At 70.5% G+C, this 23,066-nt stretch carries 22 protein-coding genes; 15 read left to right on the top strand and 7 right to left on the bottom strand.

The window, feature by feature from the left end; genetic code table 11:
- The 3 genes from RB628_RS33085 to RB628_RS33075 all read left to right on the top strand — a co-directional run.
- Nucleotides 1-253, top strand: a 253-nt coding sequence (locus RB628_RS33085; RefSeq protein WP_318324308.1) for an STAS domain-containing protein, incomplete at its 5' end; no start/stop codon positions are given.
- 191 nt (nucleotides 254-444) lie between these two features.
- Nucleotides 445-1,707: an MFS transporter gene (locus RB628_RS33080; RefSeq protein WP_318324307.1), complete on the top strand. Its 1,263-nt coding sequence runs from the start codon at nucleotides 445-447 to the stop codon at nucleotides 1,705-1,707.
- A 26-nt stretch (nucleotides 1,708-1,733) separates the two neighbouring features.
- The gene (locus RB628_RS33075) at nucleotides 1,734-1,913 is read left to right on the top strand and encodes a hypothetical protein (RefSeq protein WP_318324306.1); all 180 of its coding nucleotides are present in this window, start codon (nucleotides 1,734-1,736) and stop codon (nucleotides 1,911-1,913) included.
- 30 nt (nucleotides 1,914-1,943) lie between these two features.
- Here the strand turns inward: RB628_RS33075 and RB628_RS33070 are convergent, their stop codons facing one another.
- A complete protein-coding gene (locus RB628_RS33070) occupies nucleotides 1,944-2,237 on the bottom strand; it encodes a hypothetical protein (protein ID WP_318324305.1) in 294 nt (97 codons plus the stop codon).
- 387 nt (nucleotides 2,238-2,624) lie between these two features.
- Here RB628_RS33070 and RB628_RS33065 point away from each other — a divergent pair, with 387 nt between their 5' ends.
- A complete protein-coding gene (locus RB628_RS33065) occupies nucleotides 2,625-4,784 on the top strand; it encodes a HelD family protein (protein WP_318324304.1) in 2,160 nt (719 codons plus the stop codon).
- A 302-nt stretch (nucleotides 4,785-5,086) separates the two neighbouring features.
- Here the strand turns inward: RB628_RS33065 and RB628_RS33060 are convergent, their stop codons facing one another.
- Both RB628_RS33060 and RB628_RS33055 read right to left on the bottom strand, forming a co-directional pair.
- Entirely contained in the window at nucleotides 5,087-5,386 is a 300-nt protein-coding gene (locus tag RB628_RS33060) for a TSUP family transporter (protein WP_318324303.1), read from the bottom strand.
- A gap of 275 nt (nucleotides 5,387-5,661) precedes the next feature.
- Nucleotides 5,662-7,734 carry a PhoX family protein gene (locus tag RB628_RS33055; RefSeq protein WP_412180762.1) on the bottom strand — a complete coding sequence of 691 codons (2,073 nt, stop codon included), beginning with the start codon at nucleotides 7,732-7,734 and terminating at the stop codon, nucleotides 5,662-5,664.
- A 421-nt stretch (nucleotides 7,735-8,155) separates the two neighbouring features.
- Between RB628_RS33055 and RB628_RS33050 the strand changes: the two genes are divergently transcribed.
- The 5 genes from RB628_RS33050 to RB628_RS33030 all read left to right on the top strand — a co-directional run bounded on the left by RB628_RS33050 (nucleotide 8,156) and on the right by RB628_RS33030 (nucleotide 12,719).
- Nucleotides 8,156-9,133, top strand: coding sequence for a PstS family phosphate ABC transporter substrate-binding protein (locus RB628_RS33050; RefSeq protein ID WP_318324302.1), 978 nt, complete (start codon nucleotides 8,156-8,158; stop codon nucleotides 9,131-9,133).
- Nucleotides 9,130-10,077, top strand: coding sequence for a phosphate ABC transporter permease subunit PstC (gene pstC, locus RB628_RS33045; protein ID WP_318324301.1), 948 nt, complete (start codon nucleotides 9,130-9,132; stop codon nucleotides 10,075-10,077). Before RB628_RS33050 ends, pstC begins: the two co-directional genes overlap by 4 nt.
- The gene (gene pstA, locus RB628_RS33040; RefSeq protein WP_318324300.1) at nucleotides 10,074-10,979 is read left to right on the top strand and encodes a phosphate ABC transporter permease PstA; all 906 of its coding nucleotides are present in this window, start codon (nucleotides 10,074-10,076) and stop codon (nucleotides 10,977-10,979) included. The genes pstC and pstA overlap by 4 nt, the downstream gene beginning before the upstream one ends.
- Before the next feature lie 62 nt (nucleotides 10,980-11,041).
- The gene (gene pstB / locus RB628_RS33035; protein WP_412180761.1) at nucleotides 11,042-11,890 is read left to right on the top strand and encodes a phosphate ABC transporter ATP-binding protein PstB; all 849 of its coding nucleotides are present in this window, start codon (nucleotides 11,042-11,044) and stop codon (nucleotides 11,888-11,890) included.
- A gap of 55 nt (nucleotides 11,891-11,945) precedes the next feature.
- A complete protein-coding gene (locus RB628_RS33030) occupies nucleotides 11,946-12,719 on the top strand; it encodes a response regulator transcription factor (RefSeq protein WP_318324299.1) in 774 nt (257 codons plus the stop codon).
- A gap of 381 nt (nucleotides 12,720-13,100) precedes the next feature.
- Here RB628_RS33030 and RB628_RS33025 read toward each other — a convergent pair whose 3' ends face one another.
- Entirely contained in the window at nucleotides 13,101-13,781 is a 681-nt protein-coding gene (locus RB628_RS33025; protein ID WP_318324298.1) for a low molecular weight phosphatase family protein, read from the bottom strand.
- A 164-nt stretch (nucleotides 13,782-13,945) separates the two neighbouring features.
- Between RB628_RS33025 and RB628_RS33020 the strand changes: the two genes are divergently transcribed.
- Entirely contained in the window at nucleotides 13,946-14,326 is a 381-nt protein-coding gene (locus RB628_RS33020; RefSeq protein ID WP_318324297.1) for a metalloregulator ArsR/SmtB family transcription factor, read from the top strand.
- A gap of 281 nt (nucleotides 14,327-14,607) precedes the next feature.
- On the opposite strand, the gene RB628_RS33010 is transcribed toward RB628_RS33020, so the two are convergent.
- Nucleotides 14,608-14,976, bottom strand: a complete 369-nt coding sequence (locus tag RB628_RS33010; protein WP_318324296.1) for a metalloregulator ArsR/SmtB family transcription factor — start codon at nucleotides 14,974-14,976, stop codon at nucleotides 14,608-14,610.
- 213 nt (nucleotides 14,977-15,189) lie between these two features.
- On the opposite strand from RB628_RS33010, the gene RB628_RS33005 reads away from it, so the two are divergent.
- Together RB628_RS33005 and RB628_RS33000 are read left to right on the top strand one after the other, a co-directional pair.
- Entirely contained in the window at nucleotides 15,190-16,569 is a 1,380-nt protein-coding gene (locus tag RB628_RS33005; RefSeq protein WP_318324295.1) for an NAD(P)-binding domain-containing protein, read from the top strand.
- Nucleotides 16,570-16,597: 28 nt separating this feature from the next.
- Nucleotides 16,598-17,089: an ArsI/CadI family heavy metal resistance metalloenzyme gene (locus RB628_RS33000; protein WP_318324294.1), complete on the top strand. Its 492-nt coding sequence runs from the start codon at nucleotides 16,598-16,600 to the stop codon at nucleotides 17,087-17,089.
- 563 nt (nucleotides 17,090-17,652) lie between these two features.
- On the opposite strand, the gene RB628_RS32995 is transcribed toward RB628_RS33000, so the two are convergent.
- Nucleotides 17,653-18,105, bottom strand: coding sequence for a DUF5707 domain-containing protein (locus tag RB628_RS32995; RefSeq protein ID WP_318324293.1), 453 nt, complete (start codon nucleotides 18,103-18,105; stop codon nucleotides 17,653-17,655).
- A 278-nt stretch (nucleotides 18,106-18,383) separates the two neighbouring features.
- Here RB628_RS32995 and RB628_RS32990 point away from each other — a divergent pair, with 278 nt between their 5' ends.
- From RB628_RS32990 to RB628_RS32980, 3 genes are read left to right on the top strand one after another with little or no spacing between them, the layout of a single operon-like run.
- Nucleotides 18,384-20,771: a histidine kinase gene (locus RB628_RS32990; RefSeq protein ID WP_318324292.1), complete on the top strand. Its 2,388-nt coding sequence runs from the start codon at nucleotides 18,384-18,386 to the stop codon at nucleotides 20,769-20,771.
- Nucleotides 20,768-21,448, top strand: a complete 681-nt coding sequence (locus RB628_RS32985) for a response regulator transcription factor (RefSeq protein WP_318324291.1) — start codon at nucleotides 20,768-20,770, stop codon at nucleotides 21,446-21,448. The genes RB628_RS32990 and RB628_RS32985 overlap by 4 nt, the downstream gene beginning before the upstream one ends.
- A gap of 57 nt (nucleotides 21,449-21,505) precedes the next feature.
- Entirely contained in the window at nucleotides 21,506-21,838 is a 333-nt protein-coding gene (locus RB628_RS32980) for an SCO4225 family membrane protein (RefSeq protein WP_318324290.1), read from the top strand.
- A 776-nt stretch (nucleotides 21,839-22,614) separates the two neighbouring features.
- On the opposite strand, the gene RB628_RS32975 is transcribed toward RB628_RS32980, so the two are convergent.
- Nucleotides 22,615-23,066: HAD-IC family P-type ATPase (locus RB628_RS32975; RefSeq protein ID WP_318324289.1), on the bottom strand; the 452-nt coding region annotated here is incomplete at its 5' end.

Here is a 23,066-nt window from a genome sequence, read left to right as displayed (position 1 = left end):
CGCGGTCACCGGCGAGCTGTTCTTCGCCTCCTCCAACGACCTCGTCTACCAGTTCAACTACAGGGACGACCCGGACGACGTGGTCATCGACCTCTCCGACGCTCACATCTGGGACGCCTCCACGGTCGCCGCCCTGGACGCCATCGAGACCAAGTACAAGCAGCGAGGCAAGAAGGTCACCATCATCGGCCTGAACAAGCCCAGCGCGGAGATGCACGACAAGCTGGCGGGACAACTCACCGGCGGTCACTGACTGACCGACCGACCGACCGACCGCCCTTTCCCGACCACGAACACGGCGGGGCAGGGCGGTCTGTCCGTGTGTGGGCCGGGCCTGGACAATGTCCTGACAACCCTAAGTCCGGCCCAACGCCACCCGATGCTGCTCCTTGGGGACAGAGGAGACGGCCGGGAGGAGGAACCCTGCCCCGCACCGCCAAACCCTTGAGTACCGCCACCGATCCGACCGCCCCCGCCGGCTCCGCATCCGGCGGGCGTTTCCACGGCTGGCGCATCGTCGCCTACAGCGCCCTCGCCATGGCGATGACGGCTCCCGGCCAGACCACCGGCGTCTCGGTCTTCGTCGACCCGCTCATCACCGACCTCGGCGTCAGCCGCACCCAGGTCTCCACCGCCTACCTCACCGGCACCCTCGTCGGCGCCTGCGCCATGCCCCTGGTCGGGCGGATGATCGACCGTCACGGCCCGCGCCGGGTGATCACCGTCGTGGCGGCCGTCTTCGGTACGATCCTCATCGCCCTGTCCTTCGTCACCGGGCTGGTGGGCCTGACGGCCGGGTTCGTGGGCATCCGCATGGCGGGTCAGGGCGCGCTGTCCCTGGTGGCCACGACCACGGTCGCCTACTGGTTCGACAGGCGCCGCGGCCTCGCCCTCGGCATCACCGGCGCCGTCGGCACCGCCGGGATCTCCCTCGCCCCTCTCCTGATCGAACGCCTTATCGCCGCATACGGCTGGCGCCAGGCGTGGGCCATCGAAGGCGTCGCAGTCTGGGCCGTCGTCCTCCCTCTCGCCCTGTTCGGCATCCGCAACCGCCCCGCCGACATCGGCCAGCACGTCGACGGCATCACCCCGGACAAGGACACCGACCCCCACGCCCCGCTGACCGGCTGGCCGCTGCGCCGGGCCCTGCGCACCAGCATCTTCTGGGCGGTCGCCGCCTGCCTGGCCGCCAGCAGCATGCTCACCACCGGCCTGAACTTCCACCAGATCGCCCTGCTCGGCGAACGCGGCCTCACCCCGGCCGAGGCCGCCGCCAACTTCCTGCCCCAGACCGCCGCCGCCCTTCTCGCCACCCTCGCCGTCGGCACCCTCGTCGACCGCCTCCCGCCCAAGATCGTGCTCACCGCCGCGATGGCGATCCTGGCCTGCGGCGTACTCTCGGCCCGCCTGGTCTCACCAGGCTGGACGGCCATCGGCTACGGCATCCTGCTCGGCACCTCCGGCGGCCTGCTGCGCGTCGTCGAGTCGGCCACCCTGCCCCGCTACTTCGGCACCGCCCACCTCGGCGCCATCCGCGGCACCGCCCACACCGTCACCATCGCAGCCAGCGCCTTCGGCCCCCTCGCCGTCTCCCTCGGCCACGACATCACCGGCGACTACGGCCCCGCGCTCGTCGTCCTCGCCGCACTTCCCGCCCTCGCCGCGCTCGCGGTACTTCTCGCCCGTACGCCCGCGCCCGAGGAGTGATCCGGCCGCCCCCGGTCGTTCAGCTTGTGGTGCACTCCGCGAACGGGGCCGCAGCGAACGCCCGCCGCGTCATCGCCAAGAAGTCTCCCGACGCGGCGTGCTCCGCCCCGATGGCGGCCGGCGCGCACGCCTTCCCTCTGCTGCGGGACCTCGCCGGCCTGCTGCGTCGCCCCCACGCAACCGTCAAGCGGCTTGACGCCGACTGACGGCAGGGTGCTGCAGCGGCCGGACAGTCCCTACTGCTCGTGGCGCCATGCCGTCACGGCCTCCACGGCCCTCCGGGCACGCTGGGCCGTGAGCCGGACCCAGTACGTCCGGCCGGCCAGCACCAGCCGCACGAAACCGGCCGGGGCGTACCAGGGCGCCGTCGCGCGGACGCGCGGCAGCACCTCGCTGTCGATCTCCACGCCACAGCTGGTCAGAAGCGTCAGCCGGGCCCCGCGGATTCGGAGCCTGCCGGCACGGGTGCGCTTGCGCCACCACCCCCTGCGGACAGAGACCCCGTCCGCGTCGAACTCCCGCCCGGTCAAGGGGCTGCCCTCCTTCGGCTGCGTCTCACGGCGGCGGTGGAGTACTTCCCGATGTGCGCGAACGTGTTCGACGCCCGGGGGAAACTCTGTCGTCGCGAGAGAGTGCTGATTGCCGCGGTCCATCCGTATGCCTGCCTCGCCAGGCCGACGCGACGTCCGTTTCCGCACGCTTCCCGTCCGCGTGCGCGGCTCGCGTCGCTGTGGCTTCCGATCGGCGTGTTCGCGACCGTCTCCGACCCGCAGTGGCGCTCGGCCTCGACACCACCGCGGCGGAGGGCTGTCGACCCCGGCTGTGCTCGTTCACGGTCGACGCGCGCCCAGGCTGTACGTCTACCCTACTCTAACGTGACAGTAGACTCGACGTGGACATCTGAACCGGAGACGGCCTTGACGGACCTGCAGACGCGAGACGAAGAGCAAGAGCGGCAGTACCTGGCCGAGACGGTGCGCCTGCTGAAACGGGAGCTGGAGCGGCTCAGCGCCTCCATCGACCGGACCGCCAGGACCATCCAGGAGCAGAAGGAGTTCATGTGGGAGAACTGGCGCGACATGGACGCTGCGGAGAAGGCCGCCATGCGCACCGAGGTCAACACCTCCGTCGGCGTGGGCGACGGCGTCGTGACGGTGCGCCGGCACATGGAGCGCCTGCTGGAATCGCCCTACTTCGGCCGTGTCGACTTCCGCCGGGCAGACGACGGGGAGGGGAAGGGCCACTACATCGGTGTCCATGACTTCTCGGACCCTCAGACCCAGGAGATCCTGGTTCACGACTGGCGGGCCCCGGTCTCCAGCCTCTACTACGACTTCGAGTCGGGTGCCGCGCACTTCGAGGCTCCGGGCGGCACCGTCCACGGCACGATCACGGGCAAGCGCCAGTACAAGATCGCGGGCGACCGCCTTGAGTACATGTTCGACAGCGCGCTGACCATCGGCGACGAGATCCTGCAGCGGGAGCTGAGCGAGTCCTCCGACGACAGGATGAAGAACATCGTCGCGACGATCCAGCGCGAACAGAACGAGGTGATCCGCAACGAGACGGCGCAGGTGCTGATCCTGCAGGGTGTGGCGGGTTCCGGGAAGACGTCCATCGCCCTGCACCGGGTGGCGTTCCTGCTCTACCGCTTCAAGGACTCCCTGTCGTCCGACAACGTCATGATCCTCTCCCCCAACAAGGTCTTCGGTGACTACATCGCCAACGTCCTTCCCGAACTCGGCGAGGAGCAGATCGCGGAGATCGACTTCGAGAGGATCGCCGACCGGTTTCTCGCCAAGGTGACGGAGTTCGAGACCTTCAGCGAGCAGGTGGTCAAACTGCTCGACGGGACGGACGACGCGGCGGCCGAGCGGATGCGCTTCAAGGCGGCGCCGGAGTTCGTCACCCTGCTCGAAGCGTGGCTCGCCGCGCGCGGGGACGAGGACTTCACGCCGAGGCAGATCGAGCAGAGGAGCAAGCGGCTGTCGGAGGACTGGGTCGCCGACGCCTTCGCGGCCTCGCGGGGCCTGCCCGTCTTCGCCCGGCTGGACCTCCTCGCCGAGAGCGCCGCGAGCCGGCTGCGGCAGGAGGTGCTGGACAAGGGCGGCAAGTGGTCGGCGGCGGACAGCAACGGCATCCGCAAGCAGGTGCGTGCCATGTTTCCCCACAAGGACGCGTTCGCCCTGTACAAGGCGTTCTACCAGGACCCTGGGCGCAGGGGCCTGTTCAAGCCGCTCGGCCGGAAGAAGATCGAGTACGCGGACGTCTTCCCGCTGGTGTACACCATGATCAGGACGTCCCGGCAGGAGGGTTACGGCCGCATCCGGCACCTCCTGGTGGACGAGATGCAGGACTACGCGCCCGTCCAGTACGCGGTGCTGCGCGAGCTGTTCTCCTGCAGGATGACGATCCTCGGGGACGCCAACCAGTCGGTGAACCCGCTCAGCTCCTCCTCGCTGCCGGTGATCCGCGACATCTTCCCGGAGGCGGACTGCCTGGAGCTGTGCAAGAGCTACCGCTCCACGTCCGAGATCACGGATTTCGCGCAGCACATCTCGCGCAACGACAAGCTCGTCCCGATCGAGCGGCACGGGCTGCCGCCGCGGGTCGTCGCCGCCGCGGACCGGAAGAAGCAGGAGGCGGAGATCCTGGCGCTGGTCGGGCGGCACCGGCAGAGCGAGTACCGCTCCCTCGGCATCGTCTGCAAGACGGTCGCGCAGGCGGAGGAGCTGTACCGGACCCTGTCGGCGGCCGGCGTCGAGCTGACCTTCCTCGACTACGAGAGCACGGAGTTCAGCGCCGGCACCGTCATCACCTCGGCGCACATCGCCAAGGGCCTGGAGTTCGACACCGTGATCGTCCCGGACGTGGACGACGCGAACTACGCCAACGAGATCGACAAGGGCATGCTCTACATCGCCTGCACCAGGGCCATGCACGAGCTCCACCTGACCCATGTCGGGCCCCTCTCGCGCTTCCTGCAGTTCACCCAGGTCCCCGGAAGCCGTCTCGGCGTTGTCGACCCCGAGCCGGTGGAGATCCGCGAGCGCAAGGCGGACGCACTGGTGCGCTGACTCCCACGAGGAACGGCCCCTGCATGTGCCCACCGATCACCTGTACCGCTCCGGGTGGGCCGGCGGCCGGCTCGCCGCAGTGCGGGGGGAGAACCACAGACGGCCGGGCCCCGCTGCCAGGGCAGGAGACGATGCCCCAGGCAGCGGGCCCGCCCTGTCGTGGTTGCCCGCGTTACGCGGTGACCCCCGTCTCCCGTTCACGTCGGCTGCCTCGATGTGGGCGGGGCCGTCGGGGGTGGTGCGGGCCCCGCACCTGGTGGCTGGTGTGGGCCCGCTGGGTGGTGGTCACCGCTGTCCTCCGATCAGGTCGGTGCGGCGGCGGGCACGCGGGACATCGGCCGGGGTGGTGGGGTTTCCGCTGTGTTCGGCGGCGTAGCAGGTGGTGCAGGCAGTGCTCCGAGCGGGGCGAAGGCGGTGGTGACCGCGGCCAGTCCGAGCGCGCGGCGCCAGTCGATCAGACCGCCGCGGGCGAAGCCGAACGCGGCGGAGAGTGCGGTGATGCCGTTGAGCAGCAGGCTCAGCGGCTGCACCTGGTCCACCAGGTCCGACATGAACATCGCCAGGAACGGCACCGCGGCGAACGCGACGCCCAGGCCGAGCATTCCGGAAGACGACGGACAGCACGAGCAGTCCGCCCACCATGGCGAACGCAGCGCCGTCCATCGGACACCTCCGGGCCATTTCAACGCCTCTTGAAGTGACACTTCGATGCTCTGTCGGCCCGGGGCGCGACGGGAGGGGCACGGCCCTGGTGCGGGGCCACCCGGCCCCAAACCGCCCGGCCTCATGGCCCATTGAGAAACGGGGGGACACGGGTCGGGCGGGACATGACGCTGCCCGGAAGGCCGGTGGCCCCCGGGCAGCCGAAGAAGGGTCCTTAGCGGCGCCTCTCCTTCCACACCGTCACGACCGACGGCCGCGGAAGGCTGCCCGGCCCGTCGGGCCACCGCGAGCCCGGGTTCTCGGCCGTGGCGCCGTCGGTCTCACCCGGGTGCTGGGGGGCGACCAGGATGCGGTCCTCGGTGATGATCGGGCCGCAGCACTCGGCGCCCTTGGGCATGGTCATGAACTGCTGCACGTGGCCGCGCTCGGAGCCCTTGACGGGTACGGCGAACAGGCCGTCGTGGAAGCCCAGTGCGGCCCCGTCGGTGGCGATCCACAGGTTGCCGTGGGTGTCGAAGGCGACGTTGTCGGGGCAGGAGATCGGGCTGACCTTGTTCTTGTCGAAGCCGGCGAAGTACGTCGAGGGGTCCTCGGGGTCGCCGCAGACCAGCATCAGGCGCCAGCTGAAGGACTTCGAGGCCGCGTCACCGCGCCGCTCCTCCAGCTCCAGGATGTGGCCGTGCTTGTTGCCGTTGCGGGGGTTGGCCTCGTCGGGGCCGGCCTTGCCGGTGGCGCCGCGGTCCTTGTTGTTGGTCAGGGCGACGTACACGCGGCCGGTGGTCGGGTGCGGTTCGACGTCCTCGGGGCGGTCCATCTTCGTCGCGCCCGCCTTGTCGGCGGCCAGGCGTGTGAAGACGTACACCTCCGCGGCGGTCATCCCGGGCACGTGGGACACCGAGCCGGACGCGAGCGGGATCCATTCGCCGCTGCCGTCGAACTCCCCGTCGCTGGGCAGCTTTCCGGTGCCGTCGATCTCGGCGGCCGGGCTGTCGCCGGTGAACTTGGCGACGTACAGGGTGCCTTCGTCGAGCAGGCCCATGTTGTGCTCGCGGGCGGCGCGGCTGCTGCCCTTCTTGTAGGCGTGCTTGGAGACGTACTTGTAGAGGTAGTCGAAGCGTTCGTCGTCGCCCATGTACAGGGCGACGCGGCCGTCGGGGGTCAGGCGGGGCTCGGCGGCCTCGTGCTTGAAGCGGCCCAGCGCGGTGCGCTTGCGCGGGGTGGACGTCGGGTCGTGCGGGTCGATCTCGACGATCCAGCCGTGCCGGTTGGGCTCGTTGGGCTCCTTGCCGATGTCGAAGCGGTCGTCGAACCGCTCCCACTGGCGCTGGCTGGCCCCGGTCGGCAGGCCGTAGCGGGCCAGGCGTGCCTTCGTGACCGGGTCGGTGACCGCGGCGGCGTTGGCGAAGTACTGGTTGAAGTTCTCCTCGCCCGACAGGACGGTTCCCCACGGGGTGGTGCCGCCACCGCAGTTGTTCAGGGTGCCCAGGACCGTGCGGCCGGTCGGGTCGGCGGCCGTCTTCACGAGGTCGCTGCCGGCCGCCGGTCCGGTGAGGCGGATGGGGGTGGTGGCGGTGACACGGCGGTTCAGCGCGTCGCCGACCACCGGCCACAGACGGCCGGAGCAGTCGTCGGCGCGAACCACCAGGACCGTCAGGCCGTGTGCCGCCCAGGCGATCTCGACCTGTTCGCGGGTCGGAGCGGACGGTACGTAGCCGTAGAACATGATCTCTTCGTTGGTGTACTCGTGGTTGACCACGAGCAGCTGGTGGCCGCGGCGGCGCGGCAGGTCCAGCAGGGCCATGTAGTCGGCGTTGTAGCCGAACTGCCGTGCCTGCTTCTTCGCGCTCTGGGCGCGGGCGTCGAAGCGGGCCGCCCCGGCGAGGACCGGGTCGCCCCAGCGGATGACGACCTGCTGGGCGTAGCCGGCGGGGATCGTCACGGTGTCCGCCGTGTTGGGGGCCACCGGCTCGAAGTCCAGGCCGCGCGGCGGGCGTCCGCCCGAAGCCGACGTGGCCGGCGCTGCGGCGGCGGGCGATGTCGCGAGTGTGACGCCGCCGCCGGCGGCCAGGGCCACGACGGCGCTGCTTTTCAGGACGCCTCTGCGGGAGAGGGCCTGTTGCACGACGTCACCGAAGTACGTGTTGAGCGAGCGGTTGGGCGCGTCGTGGGAGCAGGCGTCGCCGCAGCGGTACCGGCAGGTCAGCGCGGACCGGGCGGTGTTGTGGCCGGCGGGCAGCAGGGGCAGGGCGGCGGGTCGGCCGGTTCGGGCGCCGGGCTGATCGGGCACGGTTCCTCCGTACGGAGAAGGACGGGTGGTTCCGGACGCCCGGGAAGATAGGCGACCGTCGATCCGTGACGCTAGGCGCAGACCACCCGCGGTCAGGTGGCAGAACGGTGAACTCCGGTCGAACTCCTGTCCTGGAGAGATGGAGCGACTTTTCCCGCGCATGGCGCATCTGTGACCCTGAATGGTGTGTGCTTGGCGGAAACCTTGCGAAGCGGAATCTCCGCGTCACCGACATGCGACCGTCCGTCACAATGAAACATGATCGATCTATATAGATGACCCGCTATCGTTCATGCTTCTGGGGTCCTCCGTACATCCGCTGTTCATATAGCCTGGCTTCGATTCAAGTGTCCGAAACGGAGCGCACCAGCGCCCTGATCCAGACCGCCGGGGGACCCGGCAGACACGAGGATCGAGAGTCGTGAACATTTCCACTTCGTTGCGCCGGGCCAAGGCTCCTTTGGCTCTGACGGCTGCTGTGATGCTTGCTGCGAGCGCGTGCGGCGGCGGTGACGCCGACTCGGGCGGCAGTGGTGATGAACTGTCGGGCAAGGTGGCGATCGACGGTTCCAGTACGGTCGCTCCGCTGACCAGCGCGGCCTCGGAGTTCTACGCCGAGGAGCCGGGCAAGAGCAAGGTGCAGGTCACGGTGGCCACCTCCGGCACCGGCGGCGGTTTCAAGAAGTTCTGCGTCGGCGAGACCGACATCTCCAACGCCTCCCGTGCCATCAAGGACGAGGAGATCAAGACCTGCGAAGAGAACAACGTCAAGTACGAACAGTTCTCGGTCGCCAACGACGGTCTCTCCGTCGTGGTCAGCAAGGACAACGACTGGGCGGACTGCCTGACCGTCGAGCAGCTCAAGAAGATCTGGGAGCCCGGTTCCAAGGTCAACAACTGGAACCAGGTCGACTCCAAGTTCCCCGACGAGCCGCTGAAGCTCTTCGGTGCGGGCACCGACTCGGGCACCTTCGACTACTTCACCGACGCCATCAACGGTGAGGAAGGCGCCTCGCGCACCGACTACAGCGGCAGCGAGGACGACAACGTCACCGTGACCGGCGTGTCCGGGACCAAGGGCGGCATGGGCTACTTCGGCTTCTCCTACTACGAGGAGAACGCGGACAAGCTGAAGCTCCTCCAGGTCGACGGCGGCGACGGCTGTGTCACGCCGAGCGTGGAGACCGTGCAGGACGGTACGTACCAGCCGCTCGGCCGGCAGCTCTTCATCTACCCCTCGGCCGAGGCGCTGAAGAAGCCGCAGGTTCTCGACTTCGTCGAGTTCTACGTCGGGAACCACAAGCAGATCGCCGAGGACTCGAAGTTCATCCCGCTCAACGCCGAGCAGGAGACGGAGCTCGAGGCGGCCCTGGACAAGCTCAAGAAGGCCAACCCGTGACAAGCCCCACCGATCAGTCCGCTGCGGGGACCGGTACCCGGTCCCTGCGGCGGACTCGTCCGCGCTACGGCGAGGCCGTGATCAAGGGGCTGCTGCTGACCGCGGCCCTGGTGTCGGTCGCCACCACGGCGGGGATCGTCATCTCCCTGATCCCGCCGGCCGTCGAGTTCTTCGGGCAGGTCGACATCGGTGAGTTCTTCACCGGTACGTTGTGGACACCGCTGTTCGCCGACAAGCACTTCGGCGTGCTGCCCCTGGTGGCCGCGACGCTGATGATCACGGCTATCGCCGTCCTGGTCGCGATCCCCGTCGGTCTCGGTGCGGCGATCTACCTCAGCGAGTACGCCAGACCGCGCGTCCGGCAGGTGCTCAAGCCCAGCCTGGAGGTCCTGGCCGGGATCCCCACCGTGGTCTACGGCTTCTTCGCGCTCGCGTTCATCACCCCGCTGCTGCAGGACATCCTGCCGGAGGGCTGGACGCCCGCGGTGCGCAACGGCCTCGCGGCCGGGCTGGTGATGGGCGTGATGATCGTGCCGACCATCGCCTCGCTCACCGAGGACGCCCTGTCCGCGGTGCCGCACGCGCTGCGTGACGGCGCCTACGCGCTCGGCTCCGGCAAGCGCACCGTCTCGACCCGCGTCGTCGTTCCCGCCGCGCTGTCCGGGATCGTCGCCGCCTGTGTTCTGGGCATTTCGCGGGCCGTCGGCGAGACCATGATCGTTCTGATCGCGGCGGGCTCGACACCCGACCTCACGTTCAATCCGCTCAAGGAGATGGAGACGATGACCGCGTTCATCGCGCGGGCCGCCTCCGGTGACGTGCCGGTGGACTCGATCGCGTACAACACGGTCTTCGCTGTGGGCGCCCTGCTCTTCGTGGCGACCTTCCTGATGAACCTGATCAGCATCCGGTTGGTGCGCAAGTACCGGGAGGTGTACGAATGAGCGCCCCCGTCAAGGACGTGGCCCCGGCGGCATCCGGCCGTGGAATGCTGGCCGGACCACGGTTCCGGCCCGGCGAGAGCCTGTTCCGCTGGCTGCTGCTGGCCTGTCTGGCCCTCGGCATCATCTTCCTGGTCTCTCTCCTCGCGTACCTCGTCGTCGAGGCGTGGCCGCGCCTGGACGCCAGGCTGTGGAACAACTTCCCCTCGATCCGCCGCCCCGAGAACGCGGGTGCCCAGTCGGCCATCATGGGCACGATCTGGGTCATCAGCTTCACGGCGCTGTTCTGCCTGCCCACCGGCATCATGGCGGCGATCTACCTGGAGGAGTACGCGGACTCGAGCCGCTGGTACAACCGGCTGATCGAGGTCAACATCCAGAACCTGGCCGCGGTGCCCTCGATCATCTACGGCATCCTCGGACTGGGCCTGCTGGCACGGCAGTTCGGGCTGGGCACCACGGTGCTCACCGCCGCTCTGACGCTCTCCCTGCTGGTGCTGCCGGTGGTGATCATCGCGTCGCGGGAGGCGATCAGGGCCGTGCCGCAGTCCATCCGGCAGGCTTCACTCGCCCTGGGCGCGACGCAGTGGCAGACCATCTGGCGTCAGGTGCTGCCGGCCGCGATCCCGGGCATGGCCACCGGCTCGATCCTCGCGCTGTCCCGGGCGATCGGTGAGGCGGCGCCGGTGATCATGCTGGGCGCGGTCACCTTCGTCATGTTCAACCCCGAGGGTCTGCAGAGCTCCTACACCGTGCTCCCGGTCCAGATCTACAACTGGATCAGCCAGTCCCGTGAGGAGTTCCACCACCTGGCCGCCGCGGCCATCATCCTGCTGCTCGGGATCCTGCTGGTCATGAACGCCATCGCGATCTGGCTCCGCAACCGCTACTCCAGGCGTTGGTGATCCCCGTGTCCTCATCGACCAGCAGTCCCGTCACCGCCATAACCTCTCCGCAGGAGACCGCCATGACCTCTCCCTCCGACTCCGCCGGCGGCATGAAGGCGCCGAAGGTCACCTACCGCAACGCCCCCTCCGTGCTCAACACGGTCTTCGAGGTCGGCGGCCTGTCGGTCTTCTACGGCGACCACGAGGCCGTCCGCGACGTCAACATGAACATCGGGCACCGTGAGATCACCGCGATGATCGGCCCGTCCGGCTGCGGCAAGTCGACCGTGCTGCGCTGCTTCAACCGCATGAACGACCTGGTGCCCACCGCCCGGGTCGCGGGCAAGATCCGCTACCACGACGAGGACCTGTACGGCCGCGAGGTCGACCCCATCGAGGTGCGCCGCCGTATCGGCATGGTCTTCCAGAAGCCCAACCCGTTCCCGAAGTCGATCTACGACAACATCGCGTACGGGCCGAGGGTGGGCGGCTTCAAGGGCAACCTCGACGACCTGGTCGAGGAGACCCTGACGAACGCCGCGCTGTGGGACGAGGTCAAGGACAAGCTGAAGACCTCCGCGCTGGCGCTCTCCGGCGGTCAGCAGCAGCGTCTGTGCATCGCCCGCACGATCGCGGTCAAGCCCGAGGTGATCCTCATGGACGAGCCCTGCTCGGCCCTGGACCCGATCGCCACGGCGAAGATCGAGGACCTCATGGAGCACCTGGCCGAGGAGTTCACGATCGTCATCGTCACCCACAACATGCAGCAGGCGGCCCGCGTCTCGCACCGCACCGCGTTCTTCACGGCGGACGTGGACGACAAGGGCGTACGCCACGGCCGGCTCGTCGAGTACGACGAGACCGAGCGGATCTTCTCCAACCCCTCCGACCAGCGCACGGAGGACTACATCTCCGGCCGCTTCGGCTGAGAGAGCAGGTCCCGTGTCCGTCCCTTTGCGCGCAGCACGTGGAGGAGTATCCCGGGTGACACCCGAAGAACACCGGCCCCAGCCCACTGCCGTGCGGGGCGCGGCCGACGACGAACCGCGCCCGGACCTCCTGCTCGTGGAGCCCGACGCGGAACTGGCGGCCAAGGCCCTGGCCCGTTTCAAGGGTGCGGGCATCCGAACCGTGGTCTGCCACGACGGCGCCGAGGCTCTCCTGCAGGTCGGCACCCGGCACCCGGGTGCGGTCCTGCTCGGTGCCCCGCTGCCGGTGGTCAGCGCGGCCCGGGTCACCGAGCTGATCGCCCGCCTCCACCCGGTGCCCGTCATCGTGGGTGCCGGGCCGGACGGGGCGGAGGAGGCGACGGCGGCGGTGGCGGCCGGCGCTCTCGCCTTCGTGGCCCGCCCGTACCGGACGGAGGAGATCGTCCCGCTGCTCATGTCGGGCCGGAGGGGCGACGGCTCGGCCGAGCCGCTGATCGTCGGTGACATCGAGCTTGATCCCGCGGGCTTTCACGTCTATGTACGCGGCCGGTCGATCCAGTTGCCGGTCCGTGAATTCCTGCTGCTGCGCTACTTCATGGAACGCCCCAACAAGCTCGTCAGCCGCGCCGAGCTGACGCAGGCCCTGTGGGGAACGGCCAGCCTGGACAGCAACACCCTCACCGTGCACGTGCGGCGGGTGCGCACCAGGTTGCGTGAGGAGGGGGGCAGCTGCTGCACCATAGACGCCATCCGCGGCATGGGGTACCGGTTGGAGTGCGAGCCCAAGGGGAGCGCGACGTCGTCGTCACCACCGGGCTCCCCGGAGTAGGGGCCGGCCGGCGGACATCGGGAACGGAGTGTGCGGCGGCCGAGGAGGACGACGAGGACGCGTACCTCGACCTGCCGGTGTGGGCAGGCGGTACCCCCGGTGGGGCACGGTGCACGGACGGCACCACGTCCCCGTGCTCGGCACGCTCTACCACCGCGAGCCGCGTGGTACCCGGGGAAGGTCCGCGTACGCCACCTGCCCGCAGGCCAGGCACAGCGGCTGACCTCACCACCGACGCGCACACGCCGAGCGAGATCAGCACCTCGGCCGACCTGGCCGAGGTCCGGACGCCGATCTCCCTGTGCCTCACCGGGGCGCATCCACAAACGCCGGCCGGCGGGCTGCATGGCGGTGCCCCGCCGGCCGGTTCACCTGGGCAACTCACGTCCGGTGTACCTCTGCTGGCAACAGTTCACGGGCCAGTACGTCGATACGGGCGGCCAGCGCGTCCCGCACCGAGCGCGCGGTCTCGATGTCGAGGCCGCTCAGTTCCGGCAGCTCCCAGTCGAGGTAGCGGCGCCCGGGCCGCACGGGGCAGGCGTCTCCGCAGCCCAGGGTGACGACGACGTCGGCGGCGGTGACGGCCTCCGTGGTCAGCGGCTTGGGGAACTCGTCGGCGAAGTCCAGCCCCTGCTCGGCGAGCAGCCGCAGAACCACCGGGGCGATCTCCGCGCCGGGTGCGGAACCGGCGGTCAGGACGCGGATCGCGTCACCCGACCGATGGCGCATGAGTGCCGCCGCGAGCTGTGAGCGGCCGGCGTTCTCGGTGCACACGAACAGCACCTCCGGCACGGGCTTGGGCGACAGGCCCCTGCCGCGGGCCAGGGCGCCGAGCCGCTGGTCGGCGAACCGCTCCACCAGGACCGGGAGATGATGCCCCACGCGAGCTTTGGCCGACAGCATCCAGGAGCATTCCTCGACGTAGTTCTCGACCGTTTCCGGGGAGAAGGCGCTGCTGTGCCGTGCGGCCAGCCTTCGAGTAATGCGCTCCAGTACGGGGTTGACGTCCCGCAAGAGGGGAGCTGCTGGGCGTCCTCGGCCGAGAGGGGTTTGCTCGTCCATTAGCCGACTCCTTCTCGGACAGGCGGCTCCCTGCCCCTTCCAGGCATCATAGGTATTTGTCTATGTCTTGCATAGCCGCGCGCAAAGGTGAACGCCAGGTGAACATGCCGCTCGGGTGCCCTTCGAACGCCAGAGCGCGCCTGCTGGGCGCATATGGTGAATAGATGGCTGTCACTACATATGGCACGTCGGGGGCCGTGGCCGACGAGGCGGGAACGGACACGTGCACGCCTGCCCTGGCGTGCCTGCTGATCGACCGGGACGAGGCCGAGCGGCTTGCCGCCATGCTCAAGGCCATCGCCGACCCCACGCGCCTGCAGATCCTCCGGATCATCGAGGGCGCGCCCGCCGGTGAGGTGTGCGTCTGCGATCTGACCGAGTGCCTGGGCTTCCGGCAGCCGACCGTCAGCCATCATCTGAAGGTCATGAGCGAGGCCGGGCTGCTGAACCGAGAGCGCCGCGGGACCTGGGTCTGGTACTCCCTGAACCTGGACGGCCTGCGCCGGGTCCGCGAGATCCTCGACCCGTCGAAGGCGGCGAGCTGACGCCACGCCACGTCATGCTCGTGCGTGGGGGAAGCGGGGCAGGGGATCCGATCCGGGGAGTGCGACGGGGTCGCAGTGCTCAGCGCCCCGCCGGGTGCCCGGTATCCGCGTGGTCTGCTTGTCGTCCAGGACGGTCGGGGGACCCCGGAGGTGTTGGACGGGGAGGGCGGTACGCGCACGGCGACCGGTTCGGGTTCGCCGGCCTCGGCGCCGTGATGGATGCCACCGGCGTGTGACCGTCACCCGCCGCCGGGTGTGTTGCCGGCGGCCGTACGCGCCCGTCAGCCCGGATTGCCGAGCATCTTCCCCATGGCTGCCAGCACCGACGGCTCGACCCGGTAGTACACCCAGGTCCCGCGTCGCTCGGAGGTGAGCAGCCCGGCTTCCCTGAGCTTCTTCAGGTGGTGGGAGACGGTCGGCTGGGAGACGCCGACGTCGGAGATGTCGCACACGCACGCCTCGCCGCCCTCGTGCGAGGCGACCGCCGAGAACAGCCGCAGCCGGACAGGATCGCCGAGGGCCTTGAACATCCGGGCGGTCCGCTCGGCCTCCTCGGCGGTGAACGGCCGCTCGGTCAGCGGCGGGCAGCACGGCACCACGGCCTCGTGGGCCTCGGGTTCCAGCAGCGGCAGCGCCTTGACGTTCGACATGCGTCTATGTTGACACACGTCAAACCAGTGCGGCCGGGTACCGGCCGTCGTCGATGACCGGACCGGCCACCCCCGATCGCTGCGGCATCGACGAGCTCCACGGGCGATCCTTTAAATTCGACAAACGTCTATGTTGACGTTTGTCGAATCAGGTGGCATGCTGGCGGCGCAAGGGATCGACAGATGTCGAAGCAAAGGGGAAGTCCAGTGGCCGTGTCCACCAGCAGCGTGCCCACCACCGACCAGCTGCCCGTCGTGGTCGTCGGAGCCGGGCCTGTCGGCCTGGCCGCCGCCGCCCGCCTCGTCGAGCGCGGCCTCGAACCGCTGGTCCTGGAGGCCGGCCCGACCGCGGGCAGCGCGGTGCGGGAGTGGTCGCACGTGCGGCTGTTCTCCACCTGGGGTGAGGTCGTCGACCCCGCCGCCGAGAAGCTGCTGGCCCCGACCGGCTGGGTGCGCCCGGACTCCGCCACGTACCCCACCGGCGGCGACTGGGCCGAGCAGTACCTCCAGCCGCTGGCCGACGTGCTCGGCGAGAGGGTCCGTTACGGCGCGCAGGTGACGGGTGTCGCCCGCGCCGGCCGCGACCGCGTCGTCGACGCGGGCCGCGACGAGCAGCCCTTCACCGTGCACATCCGCACAGCGGACGGCCGCGAGGAGCGCATCACCGCCGGCGCGGTCGTCGACGCTTCCGGCACCTGGTCCGGCCCCGCCCCGCTGGGCGCGAACGGCCTGCCCGCCCTCGGCGAGAAGACGGCGGCCGACCGCATCTCCTACCGTGTCCCGGACCTGGGCGACCCGGCCGTACGCGCCCGGTACGCGGGCAGGCGCACCGCGGTCGTCGGCTCCGGCGCCTCCGCCTTCACCGCCCTCGCCTGCCTGGCCGACCTGGCGAAGGGCGAGGACGGGACGCACGCGGTATGGATCCTGCGGCGGGGCATCAGTGCGAACACGTACGGCGGCGGCGAGGCCGACGAGCTTCCGGCCCGCGGCGCCCTCGGCCTGCGCGCCAAGGCAGCTGTCGAAAGCGGCCACGCGAGTGCGGCCACCGGTTTCCGCACCGAGGCCGTCGAGCGCGATGCCGACGGCCGAGTCGTTCTGATCGCCGAGGACGGTCGCCGGCTGGACCCGGTCGACGAGGTCATCGTCCTGACCGGCTTCCGCCCGGACCTCTCCTTCCTCTCCGAGGTCCGCCTCGGCCTCGACGACCGCCTCCAGGCCCCGACCGCGCTGGCCCCGCTGATCGACCCGAACGTCCATTCCTGCGGCACGGTCTACCCGCACGGCGTGAAGGAACTCTCCCACCCGGACCAGGGCGTCTACCTGGCCGGCATGAAGTCCTACGGCCGCGCCCCCACGTTCCTCGCCATGACCGGCTACGAGCAGGTCCGCTCGATCGCGGCGGCGCTCGCCGGCGACCAGGAGGCGGCCGAGCGCGTCGAGTTGACCCTCCCGGAGACCGGCGTGTGCGGCGGCGCGGGCCTGTTCGACGACCCCGAGGCCGCCCAGAGCAGCGAAGGCGGCGGCTGCTGCGCGGCTCCGGCCACCCTGCAGATCGGCATCGGCGCCCCGGCCGCCACCTCCGCCAGCTGCTGAACACCCCACCCACCACAGGAGGTTCGCCATGACATCCCGCGTACAGCTCGCCCTCCGCGTCCCCGACCTCGCCGCGTCCGTCGCCTTCTACAGCAAGCTCTTCGACACGGAGCCCGCCAAACTCCGCGACGGCTACGCCAACTTCGCCATCACCGAACCCCCGCTCAAGCTCGTCCTCATCGAAGGCAGCGCGGACGAGGCAACGCGTATGGACCACCTCGGGGTGGAGGTCGGGACGACCGAGGCGGTGCACGCCGCCACCGCCCGCCTGGGCGAGGCCGGCCTGGCCACCGCCGTGGAGAACGACACCACGTGCTGCTACGCCCTCCAGGACAAGGTCTGGGTCCACGGCCCCGGCCAGGAACCCTGGGAGGTGTACGTCGTCAAGGCCGACGCCGACTCCCTGGCCAGGCAACAGGGCAGCACCTGCTGCGCCGGCGCGGCCGAGACCGCCACCGCCACCGGCACCGCCACCGCCACCGGCTCGAAGGAACCGGTCGCCGCGGGCGGCTGCTGCTGATCCACGGCACCGGCCACCCGTCATGTGCACGAATCGGTACGCGTACGAGACGTCACGGCCGTCTTCGGGAGGACGTGACAGCGCACATGCGGGGAACCTGGAACAGGCCGTAGGCGGAGCGCGTGTGCGAACGGGTTCTGCTCCTGGTTCGGCTGGTCCTGACGGCCGGCCCGGGGAGTTCTCACGAGTGCACGGCCCTTCGGCTTTGCCGTTCTGATCAACCGCGGCCAGGTGGTTCGCGCGGGTCATCTGTGGCCATCCCACCGGCCTGGGGTGGACGGCGGGAAAGCATGTCCTGGACCTGTCCGCCCGGTCGCAGGCCCGGTAGTCGACCGGTACCCGTGCCAGGAGCGGGCGCAGGTTCTCGTTGTTGTGCGCTGTTGGCGGCGGAGCGTGCGCCGCGGAAGAAATCCGTTCTGGGCGAGTGGTGGGGTGAGGGTCCGGAAAGACGTGTGCGCCGTGAAGTCCGGCACCGCGGAGAGTCGGCCCACCAGCAAGGATCGGTCTGCCGGAAGCCGCGCTTCCGGCAGACCGCCTCACTGAACGACGGTTCGACCGGCGCGTCAGCGTGCGACGTCGAACGTGGCGGCGCGGGGCACGAACGTCGTGCCCCCGTCCTTGGCCGTCGCCAGTACCGAGACGTACCAGGTGCCCTTGGCCAGGTCGGCCGCCTCCTGCTTCGTGACCTTCTCCCCGTAGGTGCAGCGGGTGGTCTCGTCCGAGGTGCTCCGGCACTTGGCGCTCTCATCCGCCGAGCGAAGCTCCGCCGCGGTCGGGTCGAGCTTCGAACTCGCGGGCCAGGCAAGGACCTTGAGGCTCCGGATGCCTGAGTCGTCGCTCACGTCCACGGTGTAGGTGAGCGAGCCCGCGCTGCCGTCGGACGGAACCGTGTAGCGAGCCGAGCCGTGCTCCAGGGTCGGCTCCGTGGGGGCCGAGGCCAGGGCGAGGCCGCCGGCGGCCACTCCGCCGAGGGCGACGGCGCCGACGAGTGACGAGAAGAGAATGCGCTTGGACATGGGTGATCCCCTTGAACTGGTTGGAGAGTTGGGCTGGATACGCGGAAGAGCGTGGAAGAACCGCTGGCGGAGCCGGTCTTGGAAGTGGTCGTAGAGGCGGTGGCCGACCGCGTTCTCGACGTGATCGAGCCTATGGCCGGGGCATGGCGCCGTCCTCGCGCTGCGGGACGATTGGCGCCTCGAACCACAGGTAGAGACTCTGCAACCCAGGTTAGAGACCGGAATCCGCCTCCAGCCGGAGTCGGGCCGCTCACCTGCGGCCATAGCCTTGATCCGCCATGAACCGAACCGACGACCGGCTGTTCCCGGTCCTGCTGATCTGCGCCCAGGCCGTGGTGTGGCCCGGGGCGCCGCTGGTGCGCGGGGCCGTCCCGGCCCCCACCATGGCCTCCCTTCTCGTGGCGGCCCTGGTCGCCGGAGTGGTGACGGCCGCGCTCGCCCTGCGCCGTACCCGCCCGGTGGCCACCCTCGTCGTGGTCGCCGCCGCCTGCGCGCTGGGTGCCGGACCGCTGCCCGCCGGGGCGATGGCGGTGCTCGGGACCGCGGGTGTCGCGCTGGCTCTGTTCACCGTGGCGACCGAACGCGACGCCTTCACCGCCGTGCTGTGCGTGGTGGCGCTCGCCGCCTGGCAGCTCCTGCAGGGCATCAGCCTGCACGGGCTCAGCGACCGCGACGGGCTCGACCTCGTCCTGACCGCTCTGCTGTACGCCGCCGCGTGCGGCGCCGGCCTGCTCGTACGGCGGACCCGTCGCGCACGGCGAACAGCCGGACAACTGCTGAAGCGGGCCGAGTCCGAGCGCCACCGGCTCCCGGCGGTCGAACGGCGCCGTATGGAACGGGAGTTGCACGACGTCAGCGCCCACCATCTGACGGCCGTGGTGGTCACGGCGGGAGCGGCCCTCGGGCTGCGCGACCGCCGTCCCGAACTGGCCGAGGAGGCACTGGAGTTCGCGGCAGAGACCGGCCGCGAGGTCACCCGCGCGCTCGGCGCGGTACGAGCGCCGGCGCCCTCCCGCGGGAGCGTGCCGTCACCGGAGGAACGGCTGCTGGACCTGGCCGCCGGGTTCCGGCGCCTGGACCAGCAGGTGGACTGCGAGATCGACCCCCTGCCGGACGGCGCCGTCGCGGACGCGGCGTACGGGATCGTGCGCGAGGCGCTGACCAACGTGGCACGGTATGCCCCCGGCGCGCACACGAGGGTGCTGTGCCGGTACGGCGACACCCGCACCGACGTCGTGGTCACGAGCACGGCCCCGCCGGCCGGCGCGGTTGCGCACGGTGCGGGACTCGGCGGCGGCCGCGGGCAGGGCTTCCTGCGCTCCCGGGCACGGGAAGCGGGCGGCACGGTGCACAGCGGCCCGACGGCGGAGGGCGGTTGGGAGGTACGGGCGGTACTGCCGGGCCGGACGGCCGCGACGGTGGAGCCGTCGGCGCCGAGGTCCTACCGCGTGGCGCAGGTGGTGGCGGCGGCGGGCCTGGTCCTGCAGCCGCTGCTGCCCGTGCTGGTCATCCGGGCCGAGGACGCGTCGAGCGCGACGCGGGTATCCGCGGGTGTCTTCTTCGCCCTGCTGGCGGCGGGCCAGGCGGTGGCCCTGCTGTGGCTGCGGAGGGCCCCGCGGACGGCGTACGGGATGCTGCTGGGGCTGGCGCTGTTGTGGCCGGTGGCGATGGCGGTGGGGAACTACAGCGGCCCCGTCCTCCTCCCGCCCGCGCTGAGTCTTTTGGCCACGTGCGCGGCCCTCGCGATGGAACCGACCCGAACCGCAACGCCCCGAATGGGGAGCGGAGCTGTATCGAGACGCGGCTCCGCCGCGAGGGGGGTCCCTCATGAGCGGGGGAGCGACCAGCCCCCACCGGCCCGCGGCCACGTCACGACCGTTCTCCTCACGGTGCTGGTACACGCCGCGGCCGCCACCACCGCGGTTCTGGACCGAGGTACGGCCGCTCCCACCTGGACGGTCATCGCGGGAACCACGGTCGGCGCGACCCTCACAGGCGCCGCGGCTCACCTGACCGGACGCCACCGCGCCCGGCGCCGACAGGCCGACCGCCGCGCCCACGACGAACGCGTCGCCGCCTGGACCGAGGAGGCCGTCCGCGACGCCTGGACCGAGCGCCGCCGCATCGCCGCCGGTCTCGAAACCACGGTACTGGCCCGCACCGCCGACATGGTCACCGAGGCGGAGGCAGGCCGGCTCGACGCGACAGCGACCCGCGCCCGCGAGGCACTGGCCGCGATGCGCACCCTGCTCGACACCGTCCGGGAGGGCGAGACAGGGCCCGAACTACGGCCGCAGCCCACCCTCCAGGCGCTCGACCTGCTCGCCCACCAGCTCCGGGCCACCGGCCGGGACATCGAGATACGGCTGACCGACCGCGTACCGGAACGACTGCCCACCGCCGTCGACCTGGCCGCCTACCGCGCCGCCGAGACGGTGCTCGCGGCCGGCGGCGAGGAGCCCGCGATGCTCGAACTCGACGTGGACAACGATACGTTGACGCTCACGGCCACTGGGGTGCCCCGCGCCGCCGCCTTGGCCGTACGGGAGCGGCTGACCACGCGGGTCGCGGCGCTCGGCGGCACCGTGACCACCGGCCCGCAGGGGACGGTCCGCCTCCGGCTGCCACTCGCCGTCGCGCCGGACAACGAGGAGAGACATCGATGAGCCTCAACGTGCTGGTCGTCGACGACCAGGGCATCGTACGGGCGGGGTTCGCCGCCGTGATCGACGCCGAGGAGGACATGACGGTCGTCGGCGAGGCCGCCGACGGCGCCGTCGCCGTGCGGCTGGCCGAAGAGCTGGCTCCCGACGTGGTCGTCATGGACGTACGCATGCCCGAACTGGACGGCATCGCCGCCACCCGCATCATCACCGGACGGGAGAACGCGCCCCGCGTCCTCGTCCTGACCACCTTCGACCTCGACGCGTACGTCTTCGACGCGCTGCGCGCCGGCGCCTCGGGCTTCCTCCTCAAGGACGTACACCCCTCCCAGCTACTGCAGGGCATCCGGGAGGTGGCGGCCGGCGAGAGCGTACTCGCCCCGTCCGCGACCCGCCGCCTCATCGGCCACTACGCGTCCGGACCACCCGCCGCGGTCCCGGCCGGGAGCTCCCCCGAACTGGACAGCCTGACCGGCAGCCAGCGGGGCGTCCTCACCCTGGTCGCGGCCGGACTCACCAACACGGAGATCGCCGAGCAACTCGGCATCACCGTAGGCACCGTGAAGTCCCACGTGAACGCGCTGCTCCGCAAGCTCGGCCTGCGCGACCGCGTACAGGCGACGATCCTCGCGTACGACCTCGGCCTCGCCCGCCCGAACCCGCCCGGCACCCACCTCTGACCACCGCGACCGAACACCGCGACCGAACACCGCGACGCAACCAAGGAGTCCATCCCCATGACCGGTACCGATACCGATACCGATACCGATTCCGGCCGATCCGTCCCCCGCCGACTGCGCGACCACGTCGGCGTCGTCGGCCTCGCCTACCTCGGCGTCTGTGCCGTCCTGCTCGTGTGGGCAGTGGTGGTGACCATCAGCGACAGCTCGGACGAGTCCATGGCAGGCGTCATCCCGCTCCTTGCCACCGCTCCCGCCAGCCTCGTGATACTCGTGCTGCCGGACAACAACGTCATGGCCGTCATCGCCGTCGCTCTCGGGGCAGCGGTCAACGCCGCGATCATCGGCTGGTGCACCCGCGCACTGCGCCGCGGCGGTCGCATGGACTAGGCGGAATCGACGAAGTCCGGTGCGGTACAGCGCCCCCGAAGGGGCACGGGGCCGTGACAGCATGCGGCGCAGCCGCGTGGGCTCGACCAGCCACGGACGGCGCGCGGATACACACTGCACTTCACGCGCAGCGCTCAGTCAGGGCAGGTGGAGGCGCACTGACCTCGAACTGGACCGGACAACAGACAAACCTCAGGTCGCTTCTTCCCAGGAAAGTTAAGGTCAGCGCCACGCTGCGACGCGATAGAAACGCCCTCTCCAGGCGCGCGTGCCCTCTGCGTGCCCAGGCCCGGGGTGCGGGAGTACTCGTAGACGCAGCAAGGGTTTTCCGACTGAACAAGACCAGCCCCAGGTCACTGACCTGGGGCTGCACATGGAGCGGGTGACGAGAACCGAACTCGCACTCTCAGCTTGGCAAGCTACGGCGCTTGGGCGGTCGGATAGCTTCTGGCCTGGGCATATATGGCCGGGCGCGGCGCCCGAAGGTGCAGGATCGTACCGCTGTTGACCGTGGCTGACCGGCCTTACGGGCACGCTGTCCGACCGGAGTCGCCGACAGCCCCTCTCGGTGGCTGAGGAGCCGCTGAACCCTGGAAGCGAGCGCTGGGCGGAAGGGCGCCATCGCAGGAGCACACGGAGGAGGGTCAGCGGCGGCCGAACAACTCGGGGCGGAGAGGGGGCGGAGAGGCTCCAGCGATGCGGCCTGCTCGGGGTGGACACCGCCGAGGCGGTGGAGCGGGCCGACTTCGGGGAGGGGGGTTGAGAGGCGGTGTCGGTCATCCGGGTGCGCGAACGCCGAGGGCCGCTGGGACGCTGGGGGGTTGGTCGGGGGGCGGCGGTGCCGCGCCGGGAAGGCGGAGGCGTTTGAGGGCGAGGGCGTTGACGGCGACGATGATGCTGGACCCGGACATGGACAGCGCGGCGATCTCCGGCCGCAGCACCAGGCCGAGCGCGGGCTCGAAGACGCCCGCCGCGATCGGCAGCGCGATGGCGTTGTAGCCGATGGCCCAGCCGAGGTTCTGCCGCATCTTGCGCAGGGTGCCGCGGCCGATGCGCAGCGCGGTCGGCACGTCGAGGGGGTCGGAGCGCATCAGGACGAGGTCCGCGGTCTCGATGGCCACGTCGGTGCCGGCGCCGATGGCGATGCCGAGGTCTGCCTGTGCCAGGGCGGGTGCGTCGTTGACGCCGTCGCCGACCATGGCGACCTTGCGGCCGCCGCGTTGCAGTT

The organism is Streptomyces sp. ADMS (assembly GCF_033441795.1).
Taxonomy (GTDB): domain Bacteria; phylum Actinomycetota; class Actinomycetes; order Streptomycetales; family Streptomycetaceae; genus Streptomyces.
This window is presented reverse-complemented; position numbering and strand designations above follow the sequence as displayed.